General features: G+C 67.1%; 23 protein-coding genes. 1 reads left to right on the top strand and 22 read right to left on the bottom strand.

Going from position 1 to position 22,641, the window contains the following annotated elements:
* Positions 1-6 precede the first annotated feature (6 nt).
* The 15 genes from ABZ249_RS16330 to ABZ249_RS16260 form a co-directional block, all read right to left on the bottom strand.
* Positions 7-345: an Lsr2 family protein gene (locus ABZ249_RS16330; protein WP_355263034.1), complete on the bottom strand. Its 339-nt coding sequence runs from the start codon at positions 343-345 to the stop codon at positions 7-9.
* 149 nt (positions 346-494) lie between these two features.
* Positions 495-3,584: a LysM peptidoglycan-binding domain-containing protein gene (locus ABZ249_RS16325; RefSeq protein ID WP_355263031.1), complete on the bottom strand. Its 3,090-nt coding sequence runs from the start codon at positions 3,582-3,584 to the stop codon at positions 495-497.
* A complete protein-coding gene (locus tag ABZ249_RS16320; RefSeq protein WP_355263028.1) occupies positions 3,581-3,988 on the bottom strand; it encodes a pilus assembly protein TadG-related protein in 408 nt (135 codons plus the stop codon). The genes ABZ249_RS16325 and ABZ249_RS16320 overlap by 4 nt, the downstream gene beginning before the upstream one ends.
* The gene (locus ABZ249_RS16315; protein WP_355263025.1) at positions 3,985-4,410 is read right to left on the bottom strand and encodes a TadE/TadG family type IV pilus assembly protein; all 426 of its coding nucleotides are present in this window, start codon (positions 4,408-4,410) and stop codon (positions 3,985-3,987) included. Before ABZ249_RS16315 ends, ABZ249_RS16320 begins: the two co-directional genes overlap by 4 nt.
* The gene (locus ABZ249_RS16310) at positions 4,407-4,787 is read right to left on the bottom strand and encodes a TadE family protein (protein WP_355263023.1); all 381 of its coding nucleotides are present in this window, start codon (positions 4,785-4,787) and stop codon (positions 4,407-4,409) included. The genes ABZ249_RS16315 and ABZ249_RS16310 overlap by 4 nt, the downstream gene beginning before the upstream one ends.
* Positions 4,787-4,990 (bottom strand): DUF4244 domain-containing protein, encoded by a 204-nt coding sequence (locus ABZ249_RS16305; RefSeq protein ID WP_355263020.1) that lies wholly within the window; start codon positions 4,988-4,990, stop codon positions 4,787-4,789. The genes ABZ249_RS16310 and ABZ249_RS16305 overlap by 1 nt, the downstream gene beginning before the upstream one ends.
* Before the next feature lie 13 nt (positions 4,991-5,003).
* Positions 5,004-5,876, bottom strand: a complete 873-nt coding sequence (locus tag ABZ249_RS16300; RefSeq protein WP_355263017.1) for a hypothetical protein — start codon at positions 5,874-5,876, stop codon at positions 5,004-5,006.
* Position 5,877: 1 nt separating this feature from the next.
* Positions 5,878-6,723 (bottom strand): type II secretion system F family protein, encoded by an 846-nt coding sequence (locus ABZ249_RS16295; protein ID WP_355263014.1) that lies wholly within the window; start codon positions 6,721-6,723, stop codon positions 5,878-5,880.
* Positions 6,720-8,054 carry an ATPase, T2SS/T4P/T4SS family gene (locus ABZ249_RS16290; protein ID WP_355263011.1) on the bottom strand — a complete coding sequence of 445 codons (1,335 nt, stop codon included), beginning with the start codon at positions 8,052-8,054 and terminating at the stop codon, positions 6,720-6,722. Before ABZ249_RS16290 ends, ABZ249_RS16295 begins: the two co-directional genes overlap by 4 nt.
* Before the next feature lie 4 nt (positions 8,055-8,058).
* A complete protein-coding gene (locus ABZ249_RS16285; RefSeq protein WP_355263008.1) occupies positions 8,059-8,823 on the bottom strand; it encodes a hypothetical protein in 765 nt (254 codons plus the stop codon).
* Positions 8,824-8,834: 11 nt separating this feature from the next.
* Positions 8,835-9,410 (bottom strand): SAF domain-containing protein, encoded by a 576-nt coding sequence (locus ABZ249_RS16280; RefSeq protein ID WP_355263005.1) that lies wholly within the window; start codon positions 9,408-9,410, stop codon positions 8,835-8,837.
* A 179-nt stretch (positions 9,411-9,589) separates the two neighbouring features.
* The gene (locus ABZ249_RS16275; RefSeq protein WP_355263002.1) at positions 9,590-10,318 is read right to left on the bottom strand and encodes a hypothetical protein; all 729 of its coding nucleotides are present in this window, start codon (positions 10,316-10,318) and stop codon (positions 9,590-9,592) included.
* A complete protein-coding gene (locus tag ABZ249_RS16270) occupies positions 10,312-10,716 on the bottom strand; it encodes a hypothetical protein (RefSeq protein ID WP_355262999.1) in 405 nt (134 codons plus the stop codon). Before ABZ249_RS16270 ends, ABZ249_RS16275 begins: the two co-directional genes overlap by 7 nt.
* Positions 10,717-11,123: 407 nt before the next feature.
* Positions 11,124-11,831, bottom strand: coding sequence for a hypothetical protein (locus ABZ249_RS16265; RefSeq protein ID WP_355262996.1), 708 nt, complete (start codon positions 11,829-11,831; stop codon positions 11,124-11,126).
* Entirely contained in the window at positions 11,828-12,523 is a 696-nt protein-coding gene (locus tag ABZ249_RS16260; protein ID WP_355262993.1) for a hypothetical protein, read from the bottom strand. Before ABZ249_RS16260 ends, ABZ249_RS16265 begins: the two co-directional genes overlap by 4 nt.
* A gap of 236 nt (positions 12,524-12,759) precedes the next feature.
* Here ABZ249_RS16260 and ABZ249_RS16255 point away from each other — a divergent pair, with 236 nt between their 5' ends.
* Positions 12,760-12,969: a hypothetical protein gene (locus ABZ249_RS16255; protein ID WP_355262990.1), complete on the top strand. Its 210-nt coding sequence runs from the start codon at positions 12,760-12,762 to the stop codon at positions 12,967-12,969.
* 213 nt (positions 12,970-13,182) lie between these two features.
* Here the strand turns inward: ABZ249_RS16255 and ABZ249_RS16250 are convergent, their stop codons facing one another.
* From ABZ249_RS16250 to ABZ249_RS16220, 7 genes are all read right to left on the bottom strand, one after another.
* Positions 13,183-13,545 (bottom strand): hypothetical protein, encoded by a 363-nt coding sequence (locus ABZ249_RS16250; protein ID WP_355262988.1) that lies wholly within the window; start codon positions 13,543-13,545, stop codon positions 13,183-13,185.
* Between the two features lie 130 nt (positions 13,546-13,675).
* Positions 13,676-15,349, bottom strand: coding sequence for an ATP-binding protein (locus ABZ249_RS16245; RefSeq protein WP_355262985.1), 1,674 nt, complete (start codon positions 15,347-15,349; stop codon positions 13,676-13,678).
* A gap of 412 nt (positions 15,350-15,761) precedes the next feature.
* A complete protein-coding gene (locus tag ABZ249_RS16240; protein ID WP_355262982.1) occupies positions 15,762-16,757 on the bottom strand; it encodes a TniQ family protein in 996 nt (331 codons plus the stop codon).
* A 5-nt stretch (positions 16,758-16,762) separates the two neighbouring features.
* Entirely contained in the window at positions 16,763-17,827 is a 1,065-nt protein-coding gene (locus ABZ249_RS16235) for an ATP-binding protein (RefSeq protein WP_355262979.1), read from the bottom strand.
* On the bottom strand, positions 17,824-19,848 hold the full coding sequence (locus ABZ249_RS16230) for a Mu transposase C-terminal domain-containing protein (protein WP_355262976.1): 2,025 nt from the start codon (positions 19,846-19,848) through the stop codon (positions 17,824-17,826). The genes ABZ249_RS16235 and ABZ249_RS16230 overlap by 4 nt, the downstream gene beginning before the upstream one ends.
* Positions 19,820-20,611 carry a TnsA-like heteromeric transposase endonuclease subunit gene (locus ABZ249_RS16225; RefSeq protein ID WP_355262973.1) on the bottom strand — a complete coding sequence of 264 codons (792 nt, stop codon included), beginning with the start codon at positions 20,609-20,611 and terminating at the stop codon, positions 19,820-19,822. The genes ABZ249_RS16230 and ABZ249_RS16225 overlap by 29 nt, the downstream gene beginning before the upstream one ends.
* A 437-nt stretch (positions 20,612-21,048) precedes the next feature.
* Positions 21,049-22,641: cation-translocating P-type ATPase (locus ABZ249_RS16220; RefSeq protein WP_355262970.1), on the bottom strand; the 1,593-nt coding region annotated here is incomplete at its 5' end.

The following is a 22,641-nucleotide window of genomic DNA, read 5'->3' as shown; positions in this document are numbered from 1 at the left end:
AAACACCTACCCTCGTTGGGCGGCCTCATATTCCTCGACGATGGACTGCGGGATGCGCCCTCTTTCATTGACAGGCTTGCCCGCGGCCTTGGCCCATGCACGGATCTCACTGCTGCGCTCACGTGACGTGGTGGTGCGCACTCCGCGCTTACCGCCTCTCACCTGCTTGGCAGACGCCTTGCGCCCGGCCTGGACGAAGGGTGCGATGGCTTCCCTCAGCTTAGCGGCGTTTGCGCCGCTGAGGTCGATCTCGTAGATGGATCCGTCCAGCCCGAACTCGACCGTCTCTTCGGCTTCTCCACCATCCAGGTCATCGACCAGGAATACCTGAACCTTCTGCGCCATGACGCCCCCCGTCTTCTCGTGGATGTGTGGGAAGAAAGTAGCATGAAAGAACAGCGAACGACGAAAGCAAATCACCGACAGGCGCCTTGTCGGTGCTGAACTAACGAAGACCAAAGGGAGCTGGTTTGTTATCCTCTGTAGTCTTGAGACTACTTTTCCAGCTCCTCTAGAAGCTTCATGGTCTCCTCCGACATCTCCAAGTCCAGCCGGTCCAAGGCGATGTGCAGTCGTTGCACGGCGCGGGTGATGGCTTCGGGATTGCGGGCCTTGTGCTCAATGCGGATCAGGTCACGGCAAAGCAGTTCGCATGCGGGATCAAGTTCGAGGACCTTGGTCAATACGGTGCGTGCCGCCTCCAGGAAACCGTCTCTCAGGTGACGAGTGGCGATGGTGTGGGCGACGTCGACCATCGCCGCGTGCATCTCCGGCTTGAGTGGTTCGGCCCACCCATACCGGTCCAGTCCCACGCCGCTGAATGGCTCATCGGAGAGCAGGTCCAGAGCTTCCTCGAGCAGGGTGGTGGCGCGTTGGGTGTCTTCGGCGAGGCCGAGCTTGGCCAGCTCCTGGAATACCTCCCAGTCGCAGCCCACGCTCGGGGCCAGGGTGTAGGTGCCGTCCGTCTGTGTAGGGAAGTGGGGAGCTCCGGTGCTGTCTCGGCCGAGCCAGGCGCGCAGCTTGCTCAGATGGGCGCTGCGGGTGGACGCGGTCCACGGTCCGCGGGGGCCGCCCATGCTGCGGGAGATCTGGTCCGGGGTACGTCCGGGGCGCAGCTTTAGGAAGCAGGCGAGTTCGGTGAGGGAACGCCGGCGGCCAGGCTCCAGGGTGGAGGCATCGGGGCCGATGATCTCCACCTTGCCCAGGACCCGCACCTGCACTTCATGCTCGTGCAAAGGGGTGGGGCGCAGAGCACCCGCAGAGGTCGGTGCTGAGGAGGCAGGGGCGGACAGATCCATCAGCGCCGCCAAGGAGTCTGACGGATCTGCAGGAGCACCGGTGCGGGAGGAGACGAGGCGTGTTTCCTGGGGTACCCGTTCCCAGCCGGGAGCGGGCACGCTGACTGTGACCTCGGCCGTTTGCAGCAGGGTGCGGATCTGGGCGTAGGACTCCGGTGAGACGCGCTGCAAGGTGACGGCGATGTCGTCGAGTCCAGGAAGGGCTTGTTCCCCTTCGACCTGCAGGTGCCAGGTACCGGGAAGCCGATGGGTCTCGGTCTCGTGTGCCACCAGGGCGATGGGCGGGGCGGCAGCCGAGCCCAGGATCCGGCTCAACCGATCCAGGTGTTGGCCGTTCAAGGGCCGCGCGGACAGCACCACTTCGGGTGCGATGTCTTCCCCGGGGCCGGCGGAGGCGTACTCCAGTGTTTGCAGCTCCAGCTCTTTGAGGCACGCATCCACATCAGCGAAGGCTCTCACCCGGCCGGTCTTGACCAGCTGAGCCAGATCAGGGGCGATCGATCCGATACAGGTGACGTTGACGTGATCGGAGGCGGGGGAAGTGCTCAGTTCCACGGCCAGCGACGTGAGTACCTCGGTGACCACAGGCTCCTGCCCTGTCAGGCCAATGGCGCCGACCTGGGGAAGGTCGACCAGGACCTGTGCTCCCTCACCGTCCTGTCCGAGCGTGGCCAAGCCAGGATAAGGAGCGGGGACCTGGCGTGCGCTCTCCTCGTCCAACAGGGCACGTGAGGTCTTGTCCACCCGCCAGGTCCGTGCATCGACTCGGCGGAACGGTGTGACAGGGATGCCTTGGTCCTCGCTGACCAGGAGCTCACAGTCTTCTCCCAGACGCGCACCCAGGATGAGCGGGAGCGGGGTCTGGGTCGAAGCGCATTTGGCGGACAGGCTCCGCAGGGCCCGGTCCAGCAGTTCAACTGAGACTGGATCAGCGGAGGCGTGCAGGTCGGCTTCAGCCTCGTGGATCTGGGGATCCTGGCTTTGCACGATGCGGTGCCCAGGGCGGCGGTCGCGTTGCTGGACGCGCCTGCGCATGAGCAGAATGGCGCTCAGGCCGGCGGCGGCCAGTGCACTGTAGCCGGCCCATGGTGCAGCGGTTTCGGCGAGGTCGGAGTCATCTGCGGTCAGTGTCGCGTCGAGGACAACGTCCTGATCGTCGGCTTCCGCTTGCGGTGGCTCCGGGGAAGCCACTGGCGGGGCGGGAGAGGAAGCGGTTGGCGCAGAGTCCGTATCCACAGGCTGTGGATCGTTGCCTGCGTCGCCCCCGTTGGCATCTTCTGAAGGGCTGCTCCCTGAAGCTGCTGAAGCAGTTTCGTCGTGGCCGTCTTCGGTCTCTTCGGTGCCGGTGTCGTCCTGCTCGTCGATCGGCTCTGTGGTCGTTTCAGGCTCAGGTTTCTCGGTGACCTGGTCGGTGCCGGGGATGACCAGGTTCCAGCCCGGCCGGATGAGATCGGGGTCGTTCAAGACTCCTCCGATCTCTTGAGGTTCACCCGCGTTGGCCTCAAAGACCTCGGGGTAGGCGTCCGCGTCGCCCAGGTGCTGTTCAGCGATCCCGGAGAGGGTCTCTCCGCTGCGCACGGTGTGCACCGTCTCAGCTTCAGGCTCTGTCTGGGTGCGTGGTGCGGCGTCGGCGGGAAGGTGCAGCTCCCAGCCTGGGTGGGGGTATTCGTCGCCGGTGAGGACCACACCGTCATCCATGACCCGGCCTTGGTTGAGGTCGATGATCTCGGTGTACCGTTCGCCCTTGCCCAGGTGGCTCTCGGCGATGCTCCAGTAGGTGTCGCCGGACTGCACGGTGTAGCTGGCCTCGGCCGCGGCCTCGGGAGCCTCCTCGGCCTGGGTTGTGGTGGTGTCCGTGGCGGCGGCCATGGGCTGGACCGTGATCTGCTCCTGTACGGGAACGGCGGTGGGGGTGGCCGCCATCGCGGTGCCGCTGGACAGGCCCACCACGACCGTGGACACCAGCCCGGCGGCCAGGCCCTGTGCCCAGCCCATACCGGGGATGTGCACCGTGGGCTGCTTGCGCACGTGCGCGATGACTTCGATCGCGATGAGCAGGGTGAATACGAGCCACCCGGCCCAGGCCACACCGGTCAACGCGGTGAGGAAGACGGTCCCGTCGTCCGGCGTGGTCCACAGGTCGAGGAACCCCTGGAGCGTCCAGGTGCTCGGGTCGGGCACCTGGCCGATCAGGGTCAGGAGGATCGGTAGACCGAGCACGAAGGCGACGATGCCGACGAGAGCGGCGAGGGCTTGAACGGGCGAGCCGGTGCGGTGATGGGTCATGGGATGTCCTGGGAGAGGGCCAGTCGTGCGGTCGCCGATCCCGAGCCGGTGAGTTCGGAGATGCCGATCAGGGAAAGGAACAGGGTCGGGGTGGAGAGCGTGACGTCGACGGTCACGGTTTCGGTGCCCGCGGTCACGGTCCCGGTGGCACCGGCGGCTGTGAGGTAGGACTGGGCGGTGGACCGCGCGAGGGAGGAGTCCAGGCGGGTGGTCTGGCCGCGCATGAGGGCGTCCACGTCCACGGACTGGGCGCCGGCGCGGGCCGCTTCTTCAGCCAGGCCTTGGGCGCGCTGGGTGGCCCGCAGTTGAGCACCGCCGTCCAGGACCAGTCCTGCGACGAGCAGTAGTGCCACCAGCCCGATGGCGAAGAACAGACTCATGTTGCCGTCATCGCTTCGGCTCATCTGCTGGTCTCCCGGTAGGTGTCGACAGGGCTGGAGAATGTCTTGTCCAGGGCGAGGGTGCCGGGCAGGCCAGGCAGGAGAAGGTCCGCTAGGGCCACGTCGCAGGACACGTGCGCGGTCACCGAGCCCGGGGTTCCGGCGGGCTTGGTGAACGCGGATACGTCGACTTCCACGCTGAGGCTGAGGCAGGTCATGCCCTGGTCGGCGAGGGTGGTCGTCGCGGCGGTGAGCGCGTCGCTGCGGGCCTGGGTCGTGGTGCGGGCAATGCTGGCCTCGCGGGCCGCGGAGCGTGCCGCCTCTTCCACGCCGTGGTTGGCGACCTGGACACGGCCGACTCCGATGATCAGGGAGACGACCATGAGCAGGCCGATGGACAGGACGGCCAGTTCCAGCGTGGCGCTGCCACGGTCATCGCCGGTCATGGTGTGGTCCACCGTTCCACTGCGCCGGAGGCTTCTTGTGAGACCGCGATCGGTACCCCGGGGATGAGGCTGGGGACCCGGCCGGTCACGGTGACACGGATCCGAGTTGCCGAGGACCCGGCGGTGGAGACGGAGACGTCGTCCAGCGCGCCGACCTTCTCGGCGAACGCCGCCGCGGCCTCCTGGGCGTGGCCGACCGAGGACAGCTCGGCGCGCCCGGCCGAGACCCCTTCTTGAGCTGCCGCCAAGGCCACCGACCGGCCGTGGTACCACAGGCCGGCCTGCAAGATGGCCATGACGATGAGCAGCACGACGGGGAACAGGACGGCGACCTCCAAAGTCCCCGACCCGCGGTCATCGTCGGCCTGGGCGCGCACTACTGGATACCCTCCAGGCGCGAATTCACGGCGCTGGTGATGGCCGCGACCAGGGCGATGGCCAGACCGAGCACGCCCAGGGCGATGATGGCGTACTCCAGCGTGCCCAGACCGTCATCGCGGCCGGCCTCTTCCTTGGGCAGGAGCGCCCGGTACAGGACCTCAGAGCGGCGGCGCAGCTCGGCGATCAAGAAGGGGATCATGCGAGTCTCCTTTTCAGACGGTGGTGAGCAGTCGGCTGACGACGGGGTAGAAGAGCATGGCCATGAAAACCAAGCCGAGCAGAGCGGTGGGGATCACCAGGCGCTCGGAGGTTTCGTTGGCCTCGGTGCGCTGTTCGGCGAGGATCTGGTGGCGAAGCGCCCGGGAGCGGGCCATCATCGTGGCCGCCACCGCGGTGCCGTCGGAGCCGGTGGTCACGATGTCGGCGACGTCGGCGAGCTCGGGTGCGTCCAGCTCCCGGCTCAGCGCCCGCAGCCCCTCCCACGCGGGTTGGCGGGCCAGCACCGCGTGGTCCAACGCCTGGCGGATGGTCTGCCACACCCAGGTGTCGGCGATGGTCGCGGCCTTGACCAGGGCCGAGTCCAGGCCGTTGCCGGACTTCAGGGCCAGGGCGACGAGGGTGAGGTAGGCCGCGGTGGCTTCGCGCACTTGGGCGCGGGCACGCTCGGCCCGCTCCCGAACGATGGCGTCGGGGACCAGGAATCCGATGCATCCGCCAGCCAGGGCCAGCCCGGCGGGCAGCACGCCCGGGACGGGGGTGCCCAGGACGGCCAGAACCGTCCACAGCAGGCCGGGCACCAGGGTGCCGGCCACGACACCGCCCAGTTTGAAGGTGACGTACTGGGCGGGCACCATGCGTGCCAACGCCAGCCGCGGTGCGTTGATGGGCATCCAGGGGGCGGCGGCCAGGCGTTCCAGGGCGACACCCAGATGGGTCTTGAGCGTCGTCTCCTGGTGGTGGGCTGTGGTGGAGCGGGCTGAGGCGATCACGGCTCGCAGGTCCGGACGCACGGGAACCGCTCCGGCCACGACCAGTGTCAGGCCCAGACCGAGCAGGCCGCCGAGCAGCAGGGGCAGGATAGGCATCTCAGTTCCCCCCTGGTGCGGTGTCGGTGAGGAAGCGGACCGGGGGTGGGGGGCTGGTCATACGCCGCATCCACACCATGGCGCCGCCGAACGCTGTAACGATGACCGCCAGGACGACCTGGCCGAGCCCGGTGGCGTAGGGGTCCATGAAGTCTCCGAACACCGCGAGCGCGATCCCGGCGCCAACGGCCAGCAGGGTCACCAGACGCGCGGTCAGCCGGGGTTTGGCGCGATCGGCTTCGATGGCCCGGTGGCTGGATACCTCCTCGGCCACGAGGTCGGACAGCGTGGTCAGCGATGCGGCGACGCCGTGACCGCGGTGCTGGGCGGCCATGTGCAGTTGGGCCACCACCAGGTCGCCTACCGAGGAGTCCAGTTCATCGGCCAGGTGGCGCAGGGCTGCTTGTGTGGAGCTGCCCGAGCGCAGACGGGCGGCCAGGCGTTGTACCGCGGGGCGGATCTCCTCCGGGGCGTGGTCGGCGTTGGAAGCCAGGGCCTGCTCCACCGTGATGCCGGCGGTCAGGCGGGTGGCGAGCAGGCGGACCCATTCCTCGATCGCTTCCAGCCGGGCGATGGCCCTGGCTGCTTCACGTCCGCCTCCGAGCAGGTACGGCAGGCCCAGGGCGGCGATGGGGCCGATGGCGATGGACACCATCCAGCCGGTCGCCATCCATCCTGCGACCCCGACCGTCACCCCGATCATGAGGGTGAGGGCTCGGCGGCGGTCCAGCGTTGGCGAGCGGCGTCCGCGTCGGCGTGGTTGGGCGGGCTGCCATCCGGCGATGGCGAGCAGCACACCGGTGGCCATCCCGGCGCCGGCGAGTGCGGTCAGCAGGGACAGGTTCACCACACACCTCCGGCCACAGCGGAGGGTGCCAGCGGGGTGGGCCGCCATCCCATCCGGCGCAGTTCCTCAACGCGCTTGGGCATGATCCCGGTGGGGTGAGCCACCGTGTCCTCGCCTTGGGCGAGGAATAGGTCGTTGAGGGCGGGCTGGCCGTTCTCTCCCACACCTGTGACGTCGGTGATCTGGTCGACATACCGGGTGATGCGGACCTGCCCGTCGTCGGTGCGTTCCTCGCGCATCTGGACATGGATGATCAGGTCGACGGCTCCGGCGATCCACCGGTAGGAGATGTCCGGTGTGAGGGTGCTCTGGGACCGGCCGCACAGCACGACCAGGCGCTCGATCGCATCGCGGGCGGAGCGGGCGTGCAGAGTGCACATCGACCCGCCGTCACCAGCGGTCATGGCGTCCAGCATGGGCACCACCTCGGGCCCGCGGACCTCGCCGACCATGATCCGGCTGAGGTTCATCCGCAGCGCGTCCCGAACGATCTCCTCCAGCGTCACCTCTCCGGCGCTGCGCCCGTCGGCGCCGATCTCACTACCGCCCTGGCGGGCCTGGAACGCCACCAGGTGCGGATGCCCGTTGAGCTTGTCCAGGTGCAGCTCGTATTCCTGCTCGGCGGTCGCCCACCGTTCCTCGGCGGGGATCAGACCGGCCAGCGACCTGACCAGGGTGGTCTTGCCACTGCCCTGTCCGCCGACCACGACGATGTTGCGCCGGGCCAACACCGCGGCCCGAAGGAACTCGGCGGCCGCAGGGGTGAGCATGCGCCGCCCCACCAGCTCGGTGATGTCGGCGTTCTGCAGGAGGTGGCGGCGGATCACCACCTGGGGGCGCCGGGTCGTGGCGATGACGGCCGCCAGCCGGGAACCGTCGGGGAGCTCCATGTGCAGGCGCGGGGCCGCGGTCGAGAGCGAACGCCCTTGGCGCGAGGCCAAAAACTGCAACTCGGCGATGAGTTCTTCGTCGGTCTCGGCGATGGCCGGGCCCCGCTCACGTCGGCCGTCGGTACGCCGGAGCCAGACCACGTCGCAGCCGTGGATCTCGATGTTCTCCACATCGTCGCGCAGCAGGTCCTGTAGCCGGCCCAGCCCGAAGACCGCGTTGAAGATCGCGTTCTGCAGGCGTGTCCCGTACTCAGGCGAGGGACGTGAGCCGCTGACGACCTGGGCGTGCATCCACTCGGTAACGGCCTGGCGGGCCAGGTTCCGGCCCAGCTCACGCTTGTGCGCCTGCGGTACGGCGGCCTTGCTGAGGCGGTCCACCACGGTGGTGCGGAGGGTGCGCACCAGCTCCCAGTCCAGGTCGGCCTGGGGCCCGTACTCCATCACCTCATACACGGCGCTGCCCCGCTTCCAGGAACGCCTCCGGCGAGCGGCGAGCATCGTCGGTCCTGATCAGGGACCTGGAGAGCGCGCGGGCACTGCGCAGCAGAGCAGTGTGCTCCAGCTTCTTGCCCCACCGCCCCGACTCCAGCAACGCGGCACCCTTGGCATCGAAGGCGATCCGCTCGGCCTGGGCCCCGAGTGCGCTGTCGATGTCCCGGGGCGAGTACGGGCCGTCCTGGACCAGGACGGGGAGAATACGTGCGTCGGGTCGGCGACGCAGGTGCTGCAGGACCGGTGTGGCCAGGGCGACCGCATCCAGGCGGGCGCGCAGCACCACGACCACCACATCGGCGCGGGCGAGTACCGGGGACGGGGTGTGTGCATGGCCGAGACGACCGCAGTCGGCGAGCACGTCCACATATGGGTCGCCCGCACGGTGCTGATAGCCCGCCAGCACCTCGGCCAACTCGTCCCAGATCTGCGCCACCGGGGCCGACGTGGCGGGGTCGGACAGACCCGGCAGGAGCACACGGCTGTGGTCCGGGGGGTCGAGGCTGACCACCTGGCGGGTGAGGTGCGCAGACGTGAGGCGCTCATCCAGGGTGGCCAGGTTCAGGAGCTGGTGGCTGCCGGTCAGGCTGGGCAGGATCCGCGGGCGCAGGTCTCCGCCCGCGGGGTCGAGTTCGGCGAGCAGGGCCGGACGCTGCCAGGCCAGCAGCAGCGACAGCGCCAGCGTGGTGACGCCGGGAGAGCCTTTGACCGAGGTCAACGCGATGAGCATCAGGACTCCCCGGGGGAGGTGACCACGACCGCGATCCGTCCCGTGGCCACCCGGGCCGCGAGCACGGGACCGTCCGTAGCGGGGGTCTGGACGTCCACGACCGTGATGCCGTCCACATCCGGCTCCCCGACCCGGGCCACGGTCGCCGTCACCGACGGCGGCAGCTCGGTGGGAACTTCACCGCCCTCACCAGGGGTGCTCACCACCTGGACGATGTCCCCCACACGCAGGCCCTGAGCCGGGATCTGCGATGGGCGCAGGGACAGGGCCACCAGGTGCTGGCCGGCGGCGGGGAGCTGCTCGGCGTCCACCTTGGCCTCGGTCAGCAGCTCACCGGTGTGCAGCGGAGCCCCAGCGACCTGGCCGACCATGTCCTGAAGCCGCTCTCCGGGGACGGTGGCCACCACCGGGTCTGCGGCGACGCGCACCGTGGTCAGGTCCTGGGAGGTGAGCGTCTGCCCGAAGGGCACGTCCCGGGCCAGGGCGACGACCTGTTCCCTGTCATCGACCAGACCGAGCACGGCGGCACCGCCCAGGGCCGAGGTCGCCACCAGGGCGGCTCCCAGGGCGATCAACCACTTCCGTCGGCGCACCGGCGGGGCGATGGTGGGAGCCGATGCGATCTCGGATTCCGGGGATGCGGTGCGCGGGCTGCGCGTGCGCGACGGGGCAGCCGTCATCGCGGTACCTCACAGGTGCGAGCAGGGACAAGGACAAGCAGGGGGTGTGAGGGGGTGGTCGAAGGGGAGAAGGGTCACTGCACGATGGCTTGTGACTCCCCGACATTCAGCGTGGTGGTCGAGGTTCGGGCCATGGACTGGCCACCGGAGGCGCCGCTGCCGGACCAGGTGATGGTCCAGTGCACGGTCGCGGTGATCGAGTACGGCCCCAACCGGCTGGCACGTGCGTAGGTGTGGGTGCACGAGGACGAGACCCCGCTGGCGTAGGGGACCCCGGGCGAGTAGCACGTGGTGGTCTCCCCGTCCCCCATCGACCACTCGACCCGGTCCGGGGTGGCGGTCGCGGTGATGCTCACCGACCCGGCGGTCGCGGTCCGGCTCACCGGGGCCCATGCCTGTTCGTCCAGCCACATCCACACCGGCACACCCACCAGGGCGGTACCGCCCGGTTCGGGGGCCAGACCGATGTTCGGAAGCGGGATGGGCAGCATCTCCATGGCCATCGCGGCGACATGGGCCGGGGTGGCTCCGGCTCCGTTGGTACCGCCGGCAGCCGAACAGGTGATGCTCTCCCCCTCGGTCTCACACTGGGGTTCAGCGTCGGCATCGTTCTCGGTGCCGGAGGGAGTTCCGGTGCCCGGTGTGGACGAACCGGGACTGCCGCCGTCTTCAGCGATGACCCAGCAGGTGCCGTTGCTGTCGCACACCACGGTGCCGTCGGCCATGGCCGGGGCGGTGGGTAGGAGCATGGCGAGGAGGCCGACGGTCGTGAGGGCGACCGCTCGGCGGGGGGAGGTCAGCATGTGCGTCCTTCTTCCGGGGCCAACTCGGTCAGCAGCCATGCGCCGTCGTCCTGGTGTTCGGCGCGCATGTTGAGCACCTGCCGCTGGTTCTGGTCCGGTGCCTTCTCCAGGGGGGTGCCGTTGCGCAGGGGCTGCCAGTTCGTGGTGTCCCAGCAGTCGGTCAGCGTCGCCTGGGCGGGGGTGGCGTCCATGTCGACACCGGTGACCTCGGGGTCCATGCCCGGTTCACCCTCGAACACGATGCCGGCCTCGGAGAAGGTGCGCCCGTCCTGGAGCAGGGACTCATAGGCCTGTCCGGTGGCGTACGCCTCCAGCTCTTCCCCGGCGGTGTCCAGGTCCGTTTCGCCCCGGAGCATGGCCACGTACACCCCTCGTGCGCCCTCGTAGGTGGCGAGCACGGCGGCGTCTTCCGCTGAGGCTGGCGTGGGGGCGGGCGAGGGGGTTGTTGGGGCCTGGGTGGAGGTGGGAGAGCAGGCCGCCAGGGCGACCACAGAAGCAAGCGCGGTGGCGCCAACAAGCAACAGCCGTTGGGTGGACACAGCACCTCCGATGTGAGCAGGGGAAACGCGCCCGTGTGTTAGAGCGATACCCGAGGAACGCCATCCTAGAAATCGGACAGTAAAGAACAAACAATGTTTTCCGGTCGATAATCGCCCCTGAGTTGGCCGGATCGCTTGCCGGATGCGGGGTTGGCGCGACCCAGACTGGTGTCATCACGATTGCGGAACGCACTGGTCTCGTGACGGAAACGGTAAGGGGTGGTATGGCCTGCGGCCCTACCACCCCTTACCGGAAACCCCTGTGATCAGGCGGCTTCGGTCCTCTTGCCGTCGACCTGGTCTAGTCCCTGCGTTTCTCTCTCCGCAGAGGTGACATCCTTCTGCTGGCGCCAGTCCGGCAGGAGTGTCAGCAGGTCAGTGTCCACTTCCTCGAGATCCAGCTCTCCGCTGGTGAGGGCAGTGAGGAGCCAGTCGCTCTGGTCGGCGTTGGGGATCCACCGGAACCGACCCGAGTAGCGGGCGGGGGTGACCTCGGCGACCTGAACGCATTCACCGGTATCGGGGTGGACCAGACGTCCCTGACCGTCCAGCCGCGAAGCCAGTGTGTCCAGGTATTTCTCGCGCACGGACGTGACCACCGCTGACGGCTTCCTCTCCAGGATCCACGCGATCACCTCGGGGTCGGTCAGGACCGAGGGGTCCACGGTCTCGACAAGCTCGCTGCGCGCGGTCTCGGCAACGAACGCCGTCACCGCCGCAGTGTCGAATCGGATGACGGGTTGGCGCCATTCGAAGACCAGCTGGCCGAGATCGCTGCCATCGGGCAGGCGGGCGGTGAGGTTCTTCAACCCCGCTTCGGCGAAGGGGCGCAGACGATCGCCCGTCGCGTCGCGGATGGCCGACTCCTGGGCTGTGGCGGCCTCGCGCACTCTGCGTGCGGCCGCCACCGTCATCACGGCGCGTTCCATCTCCTTCGGGTCGATGGGGCGGTCGGATTCGTGGATAGTGCTCACTTCTTGGCTCCCTCACCCTTGGCGTGGTTGTTAGCGATGGCTTTGGCCCGCTCGGAGATATCGGTGTCACCGGGCGCTGGTGCCGGGTGCGCGGCGCTGCCCATCGACCGCTTGCCGTCTCCGTCGCCCGCCCCCGTTGGGACGGCGGCGAAACGGCGCTGTTCGGTGGCCGCGCCCCGTTCCCTCAGGTCCTTGGCGGTCTCAGGTGTGATGCGCCCCTGGGCTTCGGCTTCGTCGACCTCAGCGGCGGCCGTCCTGAGGACTCCCAGGGTCGTGGGCCGGTCGATGCGGTGTCCTAGCGCGGTGATCTCGCGGTCGGTCAAGGGCGTGGTCCGTACGGCTCTGCCGTGGGAACTTGCAACAGGGAGCACGGCTTTGATAGCCCGGCCCCAGGCGATCGTCTCGGCGACTTGGACTTCTCGACCCCTGGTGATCTCGTCGGGCCCGGGCAGCGGCACCCAGGCAACCCCCACGCCGGGGCGGGGGTCCTGCGGTCCGCGGTGGGCGGTCGCGGTGTAGACGACGTAGACGCGCTTCTCCGGATGTCCTCGCTCGTCCAGCACCTTCACCTTCTGGATCCGGAACGGGACGTGGGGATCAAGGGGCCCCAGTGCCCCTTCGGGGTGAGCCTCCAGGAAGCGTCTACGCAGCTCATCGGTATACCCCTCGTGGTCGGCGGTCAGGTTGGCCATCGGCCTCTCCCTTCGGTTCACACCATCAGATGGCAACTATAGATTAATTATTAATCTATAGTTGTCAAAGATGGGAAGCCTCTCCGGAAGGACAGGCCATGCACCACGCCCGCACCCAGGACTCCCTAGGAGAGCTCGTTCACGCTGTCCTCTCTCATCCCTGCGGTCAGTCCACACCCGACCGCGATCAACTCGCCCACTCCGGCCCCTCCGCTGCTGGGGAAGGCTCCTGCGGCGTGCTGCTGTGGAGCGAGGAGGGAACACTGGAACTGGTCGGTGTCCAGGTGCCATGGCACCGCAAGGGGGCCACCACCGCACTGTGGCATCAGGCGCACGGGATCTTCCAGGTGCCCTTGGACAAGGCCCCCATCCGGACCGCGCTCGGCGAGGCATGGCTCCAATCGCTGGATATCGACGCCCTCTGGAAGTGCTCAACACCCCCATGACCAGCCTCACCGAGGCGTCCGGTCCCACACCGAAACAGCTGGCTCTGGATGACAAGGGGACCACCGCCCCGCTCCTCTCCACGCTCCCGGGAAAGGGGTCCGATGCCCTGCCCTACATCCGAGTCCCGTGTGCCTCCACCTGTGAGGAAGCTGCCGAGAAGATGCAAAGTTTATGTTCAGGAAAGTCAAGGCGATAGCCCCACCGGAAAAATACTACTTTTCAAAGTGGGACTGGAAGTTTTTTATGATCTCAGCAGAGGCAGCCTGAACGAGCGGAAGTTGAACGGTGCGGTTTGAGCGGACTTTGCTGATCACGGTCAGAGGAGGGTTTCCTCTGCTGAGGATAACGCGCAACTTCCTTTGCACGAGGTATTCAACTCCCTCACGATGACTGGTTTCCAGAGTTAGAAATTCATCAAATTCCCCCATATCGGACCAGAAAATTACCAGATCATCCATACGATCCCATGCGGAATCATCAAAATCGTGCAGACGTTTGCGAAATGAAGATTTCTCAAGAGCCCGCCCGAGATGGTCGCCCCAACGACCAAAAATACCGTTGCGCCCCATGGTCATTCCGATATATGCGGCCCCCACTTTATTTGAGTAACCGCAGTATATATAAGCGCGCGCACGACAAAGACTGGGGCTTCCAACCGCCGCAGCCCCCCAAGTATCATTATCACCAAATGTTAGCATCGACGGTCTAAGTGAAACGCTTCTCGAGGGCGCTTGCCGTAACCTTGTATATAGCCGCCGAAGCTTGGTTCCTGTAGGTCACGAATACTTCTTCGATGAGATCATATTCAAGGTCCTGCTTATTGCGCACAGTCCCGCTTTCTGCCGACGCGAGGCAAAGGAATAGGGCTTGAATAAGGAGTACGACATCAGCATCATTCCCAAAGCGCTCTTCGAACATCCTCATAAATCGGTGAGAACGATTGATCCGCACAACTGTACCCAAGGTGGCATCTCGCGCGCGTTCCCACAAGGCGTTGTCGTCCAGATGGTCGACGAAGGTGACCCGCGCCCCGTCTTTTCGGGCCTGCTCTTTCTCCTGATCCTTGAGCGGGTGACGTGAGGACTCTTCCTCTGTACGCTTGGTCCGTTCATTCTCTGTTTTTGCATCATCTGGATCTGTCGGCAAGAAATCGGGAAGATCAACTTCAATTAGAGCTTCAGCCGCCTTGCTGTTAGGATCCTCATTCGCTTTCTTTTTGAGAAGAGCTGCTGCTTTTTTCCATCCACTCTTACTCAGACGCCTGGCCTCATAAATAGCCTCACCCAGGGCTTCCTCTGCCTCTTCACTGAGAAGAATGTCCGATTTCTTCACGTCAATGTTGAAGGCGTCGTCTGCCGTGTCGTCAATCAGGATCCTTCCACGGAAGGAAAAGTAGTCTTGGTCTGAAGGGATCAGGCCATTAAATTTTTCAGCCCTACGGATTAGGCGCTTGTTCCGGTATACGTAAAACCCGTAATGGCTCGCTCCAATCATATATTTCTTTCTGATTTCGGCAGGGTTTTCGAAAGCCGGAGGATGCACCAGCTGAGTTGCTTCAATTTTTGCTTCTACTCTGTTCTCGGCGTCGAGAACAACGGAAGTGGTGCGCTCCAGCCACCGCACGTCCCGACCGTCCCATGTGGAATCATCAAGATTCCCCGCCAAATCCGCCTCTTTCGCAAAGAGCGGGTCAAACGGTTCCACCTGACTTCCATCCAATGCGACCTCGAGCTCTCCCCCATTTGGTCGCAGGAAGTAAAAATAAGTGACCCCGAGGTTTACCCTAAGGGCTTCGCGGGTTTTGCGAATGCTTGGATGGTTTCTCTTGTGAATTTTCCCAATAGTGATCATCGTGCCATGATCGACTCCTGGAATTAGTTCTTCGATCCTCTCAAGATCATCACTATCGGGATCTGCAAAAAAACACTCGAGCTTTCCAGTTCTTTCAATATGAGGAAGGTCTAGGATCGCCTTACACCAAGCGCCACCCTCCCTTGCGCTAACTACCTCAATTCGATCCCCTTGGGAAAGACCAGCACTTTTCAAACCAAGGCCATATTTTCCGAGGCTTCCGGATGAATATTGCCCTCCAGCACCCAGTGCCAGTGCTTCAATTATCTCTTCTTGATTCATTCCATCGCCGTCATCGGCGATGATATAACGCGCTGCACTGTTTCTGCGAGCTTCAGACATGTTAGGCTCGCGCTCGAGCTTGATTGAGATTCGGCTGCTGTTCGCTGCTACGGAATTATCGACGATGTCGCAAATTGCACTTTCCGGCGTGTATCCGATGCGGGCAATGGCTCGGAGAATGCGTCCAGGGTTAATCGGTACTTCTGTGAAGTCGCCGTTCCCGTCGTTGGCCTGATTGGATGACATAACTTCCTCGCTGTCTCTTCTTGCAGCCCGGTGTCTGCCTGGAGGCAGTGCTTCAGCACCGCCTCCTAGCAACGTAGGTCAGTATCGCAGGCCGTCGGCTTGACGGTAGGTCAGCGGGCAAAGCAGCACGCCCGCCCGTCCAGGGGTGGAAGTTGGTGCCCAGGTTGCAAGCGCACCACACCAGGAATCACTCGGTAGGTATGACCAGGTTTTTCAGTCTGTGGTGGGTCTTCACGATAGGTACAGGTGCACTTGAGGCGGCCCCACTTCAGTGGCTACCGCCTTACTTGATCAGTCGGAATCAAGATGGCCATTTGCACCTATATGGGCTTTGACCTGCACCAACACACCAAATCATGTCCAGCGTCATTGGACTTGATCCGGGACAGGTCTTTGACCAGCAGCGGATCATCTATCCTGGCGCGGCCATGACCAGAGTCCGCCAATCTATCCGCTCTTTTTCGCCGTGTGGCCTGAACCCGACTCGTCTCAGCCAAGAGGAAACGGAGCTGGCGTTGGCGGAGAAGATGTCCGGTCGGGGATGGCCGATCCGCCGCCCTACTTCGAGGAGGAAGTCACGCTGATCCGGTCGTGGACGGTGGGTCCTGCGGGTGGTGAACGGTCGGCTGGTCGCTTGCACCCAGTACGGCGAGCAGATCATCTCGGTCAGCGCCACGATCTCGGGAAAGCGAAGCGTGAAGGATCCATCCCTCACCACCCAGCCCCAAGCGTTCTCGCGTCGTTGCCAGATCCGCTGGACGATGTCCGAGCGGTGCGGATGAGCACTGTAGCGGTACTGCGACCAGAGTTGGTAGGAAGCGAAAACCGCTTTGTCCGCACGCTCGGAGTCCTTGCGTCGCAGGCGCAGGAACCGGTGTGCCGCGGCCTCCAGTTCGGGATACCCGCCCAGCCTGAGCGGACGGTCCTGCGGCTGGTCCGCCAGCCAGAACCCGTGGCGCCGGCACATCAGCCGCTCCGGTGCGAGGGTGATCCGCGGGCGTGTGGTGAGCCCGCGTGCCGCGGAACACCTCGGGCAGGCGGCCACCACACTCCAAGGAGGGGTCAGCACCCTCTTCAGGAGGTGGCCCTGAGCGATGGGGACGTCCTGGCGATGCTTGGAGTGAACCCACCGGTTCCGAAACGACAGGGTCCGGTGGAGCGTGTGGAGCGGGTAGCCGCTGACCGCGGCCAGACGCTGGGCGGCGAGGGGGTTGAGTGCGAAGTCGTACTGGTGCCACCCGCTTGCACGGATGGATTCGTACGTGCCGCACAGGGCGATGTGGGACAGGACCAGGTACTCGTCCATGCGGTTCACCGCGGCCAGTCGCGCGATGTAGGAGGAGGTGGTCTCGGCGGCGACCGGGGGTGTGGTGAAGGGGTAGGTCACCGTCGTGGGGATCTCCCACATCGCCCTCACGGTCGGCTCCCTGCGCCGGTGCGGGTTCGCTGCGGCGCGGGTCGGGTGTGCTCTTGGTGTTCGGCGGCGTGGTCCAGCCGCACCCGTGCCAGCGTGGCCTTGGTGATGGTCTCGGTGCCGTCCAGGATCGCTTCGACCGCGGCCTCGCGGATCAGGTGTGCGAGGCTGCCGATCATCCCGCCGCTGCGTTCATGCAGGTAGTCGGCGTGGCGTAGCAGTCTTCCCTCCGGGAGGCGGTGCAGGCGCAACGCTTGTTCGAGCGTGGCCACCAGCGCCCCCCACTGCTGGCGTTGGGCGGTGGTTCCGTTGGCGAAGGGGCGCGCGTCGATGCTCGCGAAGCGCCCGGCGACCTGGCGGCCGCGGGTCCCGGAGAACAGACCCTTGGCCTCGACATCGATCCCGGCGTAGACGAAGGTCGCAGAGATCCGCTCGGCCAGGTATTTGAGCTGGTCGGAGGCGTCGGCTCCCGTCCGGGTCTCCAAGGAGATGTTGTGGATCTCGTCCACCAGGACCAGGTCGGTGCCCAGCCGGTCGAGTACGTCGCACAGGCTGTTGGTGATGTCGACCTGGCTGGCCCGGTTCTTGATGGGCAGGCCCACGAACCGGGCCAGCTCCCCAGCCAGCGTCTTGGGTGTTGCCGCCGGCGGAACGGTGATGTAGACCACGGGCAGGTAGGGGCCCTGCACGTTCCCTCGCCGTCGGCGCGAGCGGATCTCGTGGTGCTTGCCCAACTGGGTGATGGCGGTGGACTTGCCGGTGCCGGCCTGGCCGGAGACGACCAGTCCGCGGCGGGCCGAGAACTGGTCGCGGTTGAGCAGGACCAGGCGCCGCCCCAGGCGGCTGATCTCGTTGACCAGGGGTGTGGCGACCGTGACCAGGCGTGCGTGGTGGCGCAGCCTCAGTTCGTCGTAGTCCTCCCTGGCGGACTCGGAGAGCTGTTGCCACTGCTCTTGGGGCAGCAGTGCGGGAGGGGTCGGGGTGTCGGCGACGAACTGCGCCCAGTTCGACTTGACCGTCAGCGTCCCGGCCGTTTGGCGGGCCGGGTCGGAAACCGTGCTCACCGGTAGGGCTCCTCCGCGGTGGGGTCGAACACCCCGAACGGGATGATCGGGGCGAGCCCCTGCTCCTCCTCGGGGTCGGGCTCGGGTGGTGTGGGCTCGGTGGTGTGCGGCAGGTGGGAGGGGGCCGAGCGGGTTCGGGCTGCGGTGCGGCGCTGGTGGGCGGGGCCTTCACCGGCGCGGGTGAGGAGTCGCTCCAGTGCCAGGGCGACGGCTGCCTGGTCGGTGTCGTCGCTGCCGCGTTGGGCCACGACCTGTCGGGCGGCGCGCCAGGTGAAGTCGGCGAACGGCTGGCGGGCCAGGTGGTGCAGGGTCCAGGGGACGGTGATCCAGCCGCCCGCGCGGGTGTTGCGGACCCAGACCCGGGACAGGTCGTAGGGGTCGTAGTGCACGGCCCAGCGGCCGTCCTTGGCTATGATGCCCGAGTCCTGGCGGCGTAGCGGGTTGAGGTCAGAGCAGTCGTAGGTGCGGTGGTCCAGGTGGATGCCGTCGGCGTTGATCCGCCGCCACTGCACGGGCAGTAGTTCCAGGTAGTCCTCGCCGACCAGGGGGATCGGCACGTACCCGGCGGTGGTGATCAGGGCCGCGTACATCTCGTTGGGGGACAGGACCGTGGCGGGCAGGTGGGGATCGCGCAGCCCTTCGTGGGGGCGGACCTGCCATCCGGCCAGCACCCACTCGTCGAACAGCTCCTGCATCTGCTCCACCGTCCAGACGGTGCGCGCCGGCACGTCCTGGCCGCGGTGGGCGGCCGAGGGCCCGGTGTACCCGGCTACGTGCTGGCAGAACAGGGTGTTGATCGAGCCGAAGGTGCGCTCCACGATCGCCTTGTCGGTCGGGGTGCGCGGATGGGCGGACAGCACCGAGATCCCTAACCGGTCGCACGCCCGCACGAACGTCTCGGAGATGAACACCCGGCCGCGGTCGATCACCACTGTCTCCGGGGCGATGACCGGCCGGGCCGCCGCCTGCTCCAACCGCGCGTCCAGCTCCAGCAGCCGGGGGTGAGGGATACGGGAATGGGCCATCGACAGGGCCTTGGACCAGCCCGGACGCATCGGCTCGGGGGCCAGCATCCGTGCCAGGAGCAGGGAGGCGTCCACCGCCTTGGTGGCCTTTGGGCGCACGATGGCCGCGCAGATCGTGCGGGTGGCCACGTCCAGGGCGATGGTCAGCTCCACCCGCCCGGTCACACCGTCATCGAACACGACCATCACGTCCAGCGGGGTCGTGTCGATCTGCACCAGCTCGCCCGGCCGGCTCGCGACCGTGCGGGTGAAGGCCCCTTCCGGGCGCTGGGCCAGGGAACGCCGGGTGGTCGCCGCCCCGAAGGTGTGCTGCCCGGTGGAGAGCGCATCGACCAACCGGTCGAACGTGCGCGCGGAAGGCAGGGGAACCGTTCCTTCGCCGAATCGGGCGATCACCGTCTCCTGGACCTGGCGGCGCAGCCGTGACTTCGTCCCCGTCGACTGCACGTTCTGTCCGGCGATCGCTTCCCGGGCGGCTTGCACGAGACGTTCGTCCACCCGCCCGTAAGGGCTGGAAGGGCGGGTGTGCCGGTGGTCGACCAGACCCCACAGACCTTGGTCGCGGTAGCGCAGGCGGCGCCGCTTGACGGTGACCGCGCTCGTGTGGCTGCCCGCGGCCGTGAGCTCGGCGGCCTTGGCCGCTTCGCGTTGTTCCAGAGTCGTGCTCCGGGGATCGAAGCCCGCACGCGGCTGCTGCGCTCCGGGGAGCAGGCCTGTCTGCACCTCCAGGACGTGCCGTTCCCACACCCGGGCCTGCTCGACCACCGCGGTGGGCAACGCCTCCAGCAACCCGACCGGCTCCAACCGGGGCGCCATCGGGGTCGGCGCGCCTGAGAGCAGCTCAAAGCCCTCAGACGACAGCAGATACGACAACAGGATCACCTGCGAGGAGCCCGCCCCGTCGACCAAACGCACCGCCTCACCCACCGCCGTCACGGTCCACTCCGCGTCATCGAACAGAATCCGGTCACCCGGCCGCAGAACGCCTCCTGCCATCGCCTCCCCCTTCCGTGGCCCCTCGCACCGGGCCCTGGGCACCGCAGGCGGTGCCCACTGCCCAGGCCCGGACTGTGACCTGTGAGTTCTCCGTCAGCGGTACGGACAGGTTCGTCTCCAGCCTTGTGTGCCAGAGCAGGTGGAACACGACGGGCAGGGTGGCTATCGGGTCGCCCAGAGCCCCTGCAAGCTCCCCCACCGGCACAGGTTCGGCGGCGAGCCCTACAGCAGCGCGGGCAAGATCCCCACGCCCGCAACGAGGGTGCCGGTAGCCGGACAACCAGCGCAGATTCGCCGTTCGTACAGGGTCGGGAGCGTGGAGAACATCGAACCGCCAGCCTGCCTGGGAGCACGCGCGGGCGGTGTTGGCGAACACGGACTCCTCGCGTGATCCGATCCGGTCGGCCGGGCGGCAGTCGATGACCGCACCGGTTCCGCATGCGTGGCGGAGAAAGAAGTCGGGGGCGTGGCGGTGTTCTCGCCCGTCCTGTTGCCATAGCAGCCAGAAGGGTTGGGAAGCGATACCCGTGACAGTCGGGTCGAAGTCGAAGCCGATCAGTAGGTCCCGTTCCAGCCAGGACTCGAACCCCACGTGAGATCCGGTCGTCGCGGTCCACCAGCGGCCCGTGTTGTTGCGCTGGCCTCGGAACGAGGGGAAGGAGCGGATCGGCGGCACGGACTCGAAGGGGTATCGGTCGGCCTGCTCCAGCGGCAGGCGCTCCTCGGTGCCGTCAGTGGTGAGGAAGACGACGTCGAACCTCACCGGTGCCCCGGTCTCCTGCGCCCCATCCCAAGGCTGCATCCGTACCGCTTTCAGGCGCTCACTTTCGGTGTGAATCAACCCTACAATCCGGTCGAGTAGGTTTTGGGGGAAACAGCCCAGGTGGTGGTCTTGCGCCGGTGGGACGGCCAGCCTGCGAGCTTGACCTTTCCAGCAGGACGGTGGCGTGATGGCGGGCGATGCGCTCGCGCACCGATGGTGCGGTACCCGGCCTGGCGGTGCAGGGTCAGGGAGGCGAGGATCTCGGGGAAGACCGAGGTCGGGAGCGTTCCCCAGCCGCCCCGGTCGGTCTCTGTGACCTGTGGATAGCAGTGCCTTGCCCGCGCTGTGGCCGTGTGCGCTCTGGGCGACGAATGCGAGGGCTGCGGCCGGCACGCCCCAGCGGGGGAGTGTGCCGGCCGCGGCCGGTGTCGTCGGCCTTACCTCTGGGCGCTCACGCGCTGGCGCGGTGCGGGGGTGGCGGGACCACCGGGGGCCAGCCCCAGCTTGCGGGTGCGTCCGGCGCGGATGCCGTTGCCGATGACCACGACCTCGGCCACCTCGTGCACCAGCACGACCGCGGCCAGTCCCAGGACGCCGAACAGCGCCAGGGGCATCAGGCCGATGATGATGGCCAGAGACAGCCCCACGCTCTGCCACATGATCGTCCGGGAGCGGCGGGCGTGCGCCAGCACCCGGGGCAGGTGGCGCAGGTCCTCGCCCATCAGCGCGACGTCGGCGGTCTCGATGGCCACGTCGGTGCCCATCGCCCCCATCGCGATCCCGAGGTCGGCGGTGGCCAGGGCGGGTGCGTCGTTGACGCCGTCGCCCACCATCGCCACGGGGCCGTGTTCGCGCAGCTGGGCGACGAGGCGGGACTTGTCCTCGGGGCGCAGGTCGGCGTGCACGTCACCGGAGTCGATGCCCGCCTGTTCGGCCAGGGCGGCGGCGGTGGCGTGGTTGTCGCCGGTGAGCATCACCACCCGGTAGCCCGCACCGCGCAGGGAGGCCACGACCTCACCGGCTTCGGGGCGTAGTTCGTCGCGCACCGCGATGGCGCCGATCACGACGCCTGCGTCCTCGACCAGGACGGCGGTGGCCCCGGCGTGCTGCATCCGTTCCACGTCTGCGGCCAAGGGTCCGGCCTCGATCCAGCCCGGACGGCCCAGCCGCACCGTGCGCCCGCCCAGGGTGCCGGTGAGGCCGGCACCGGTGATGGCCTCCACTGCCTCGGCGCGCTGGGGTGCGGGGGCGGCGGCCAAGATGGCGCGGGCGAGGGGGTGTTCGCTGCGCTCCTCCAGCGCGGCGGCCACCGCCAGCACCTGTCCGGTGGTGTGCCCGGGAGCCGGTGCGGTCTCGATGACGGCGGGGCGGTTGCGGGTCAGGGTGCCGGTCTTGTCCAAAGCGATGGTCTTGACCCGTCCCATGGCCTCCAGGGCGGCGCCGCCCTTGACCAGGGTGCCGTGCTTGGAGGCCGCGCCGATCGCGGCCACGACGGTGACGGGCACGGAGATGGCCAGCGCGCACGGCGAGGCGGCCACCAACACGACCAGGGCGCGCTCGATCCAGGTCAGCGGGTCACCCAGCAGCGACCCCAGAACGGCGATGAGCGCGGCGGCGATCATCACCCCGGGCACCAGCGGTTTGGCGATCCTGTCCGCCAGGCGCTGCCCGGCGCCCTTGCGGGACTGCTCGGCCTCCACGATGGACACGATGCGGGCCAGCGAGTTGTCGGCCGCGGTGGTGGTCACGGTGACCTCCAACACGCCGGTGCCGTTGATGGACCCGGCGAACACCTCATCCCCCGGGGCCGCCTCGACGGGCACCGACTCGCCGGTGATGGCGGAGGTGTCCAGGCTGGTGTGCCCGGAAGCGATGACACCGTCGGTGGCCACACGCTCCCCGGGGCGCACCACCAGGGTGTCGCCCACGACCAGTTCGGCCGGGTCCACGGTATGCTCCACGCCGTCGCGCAGCACCCGGGCCTGGTCGGGGACCAGGTCCAGCAGGGCGCGCAGGCCGCGCCGGGTGCG

Source organism: Nocardiopsis sp. NPDC006139 (genome assembly GCF_040614155.1).
GTDB classification, from domain to species: Bacteria; Actinomycetota; Actinomycetes; order Streptosporangiales; family Streptosporangiaceae; genus Nocardiopsis; species Nocardiopsis changdeensis.
This window is presented reverse-complemented; position numbering and strand designations above follow the sequence as displayed.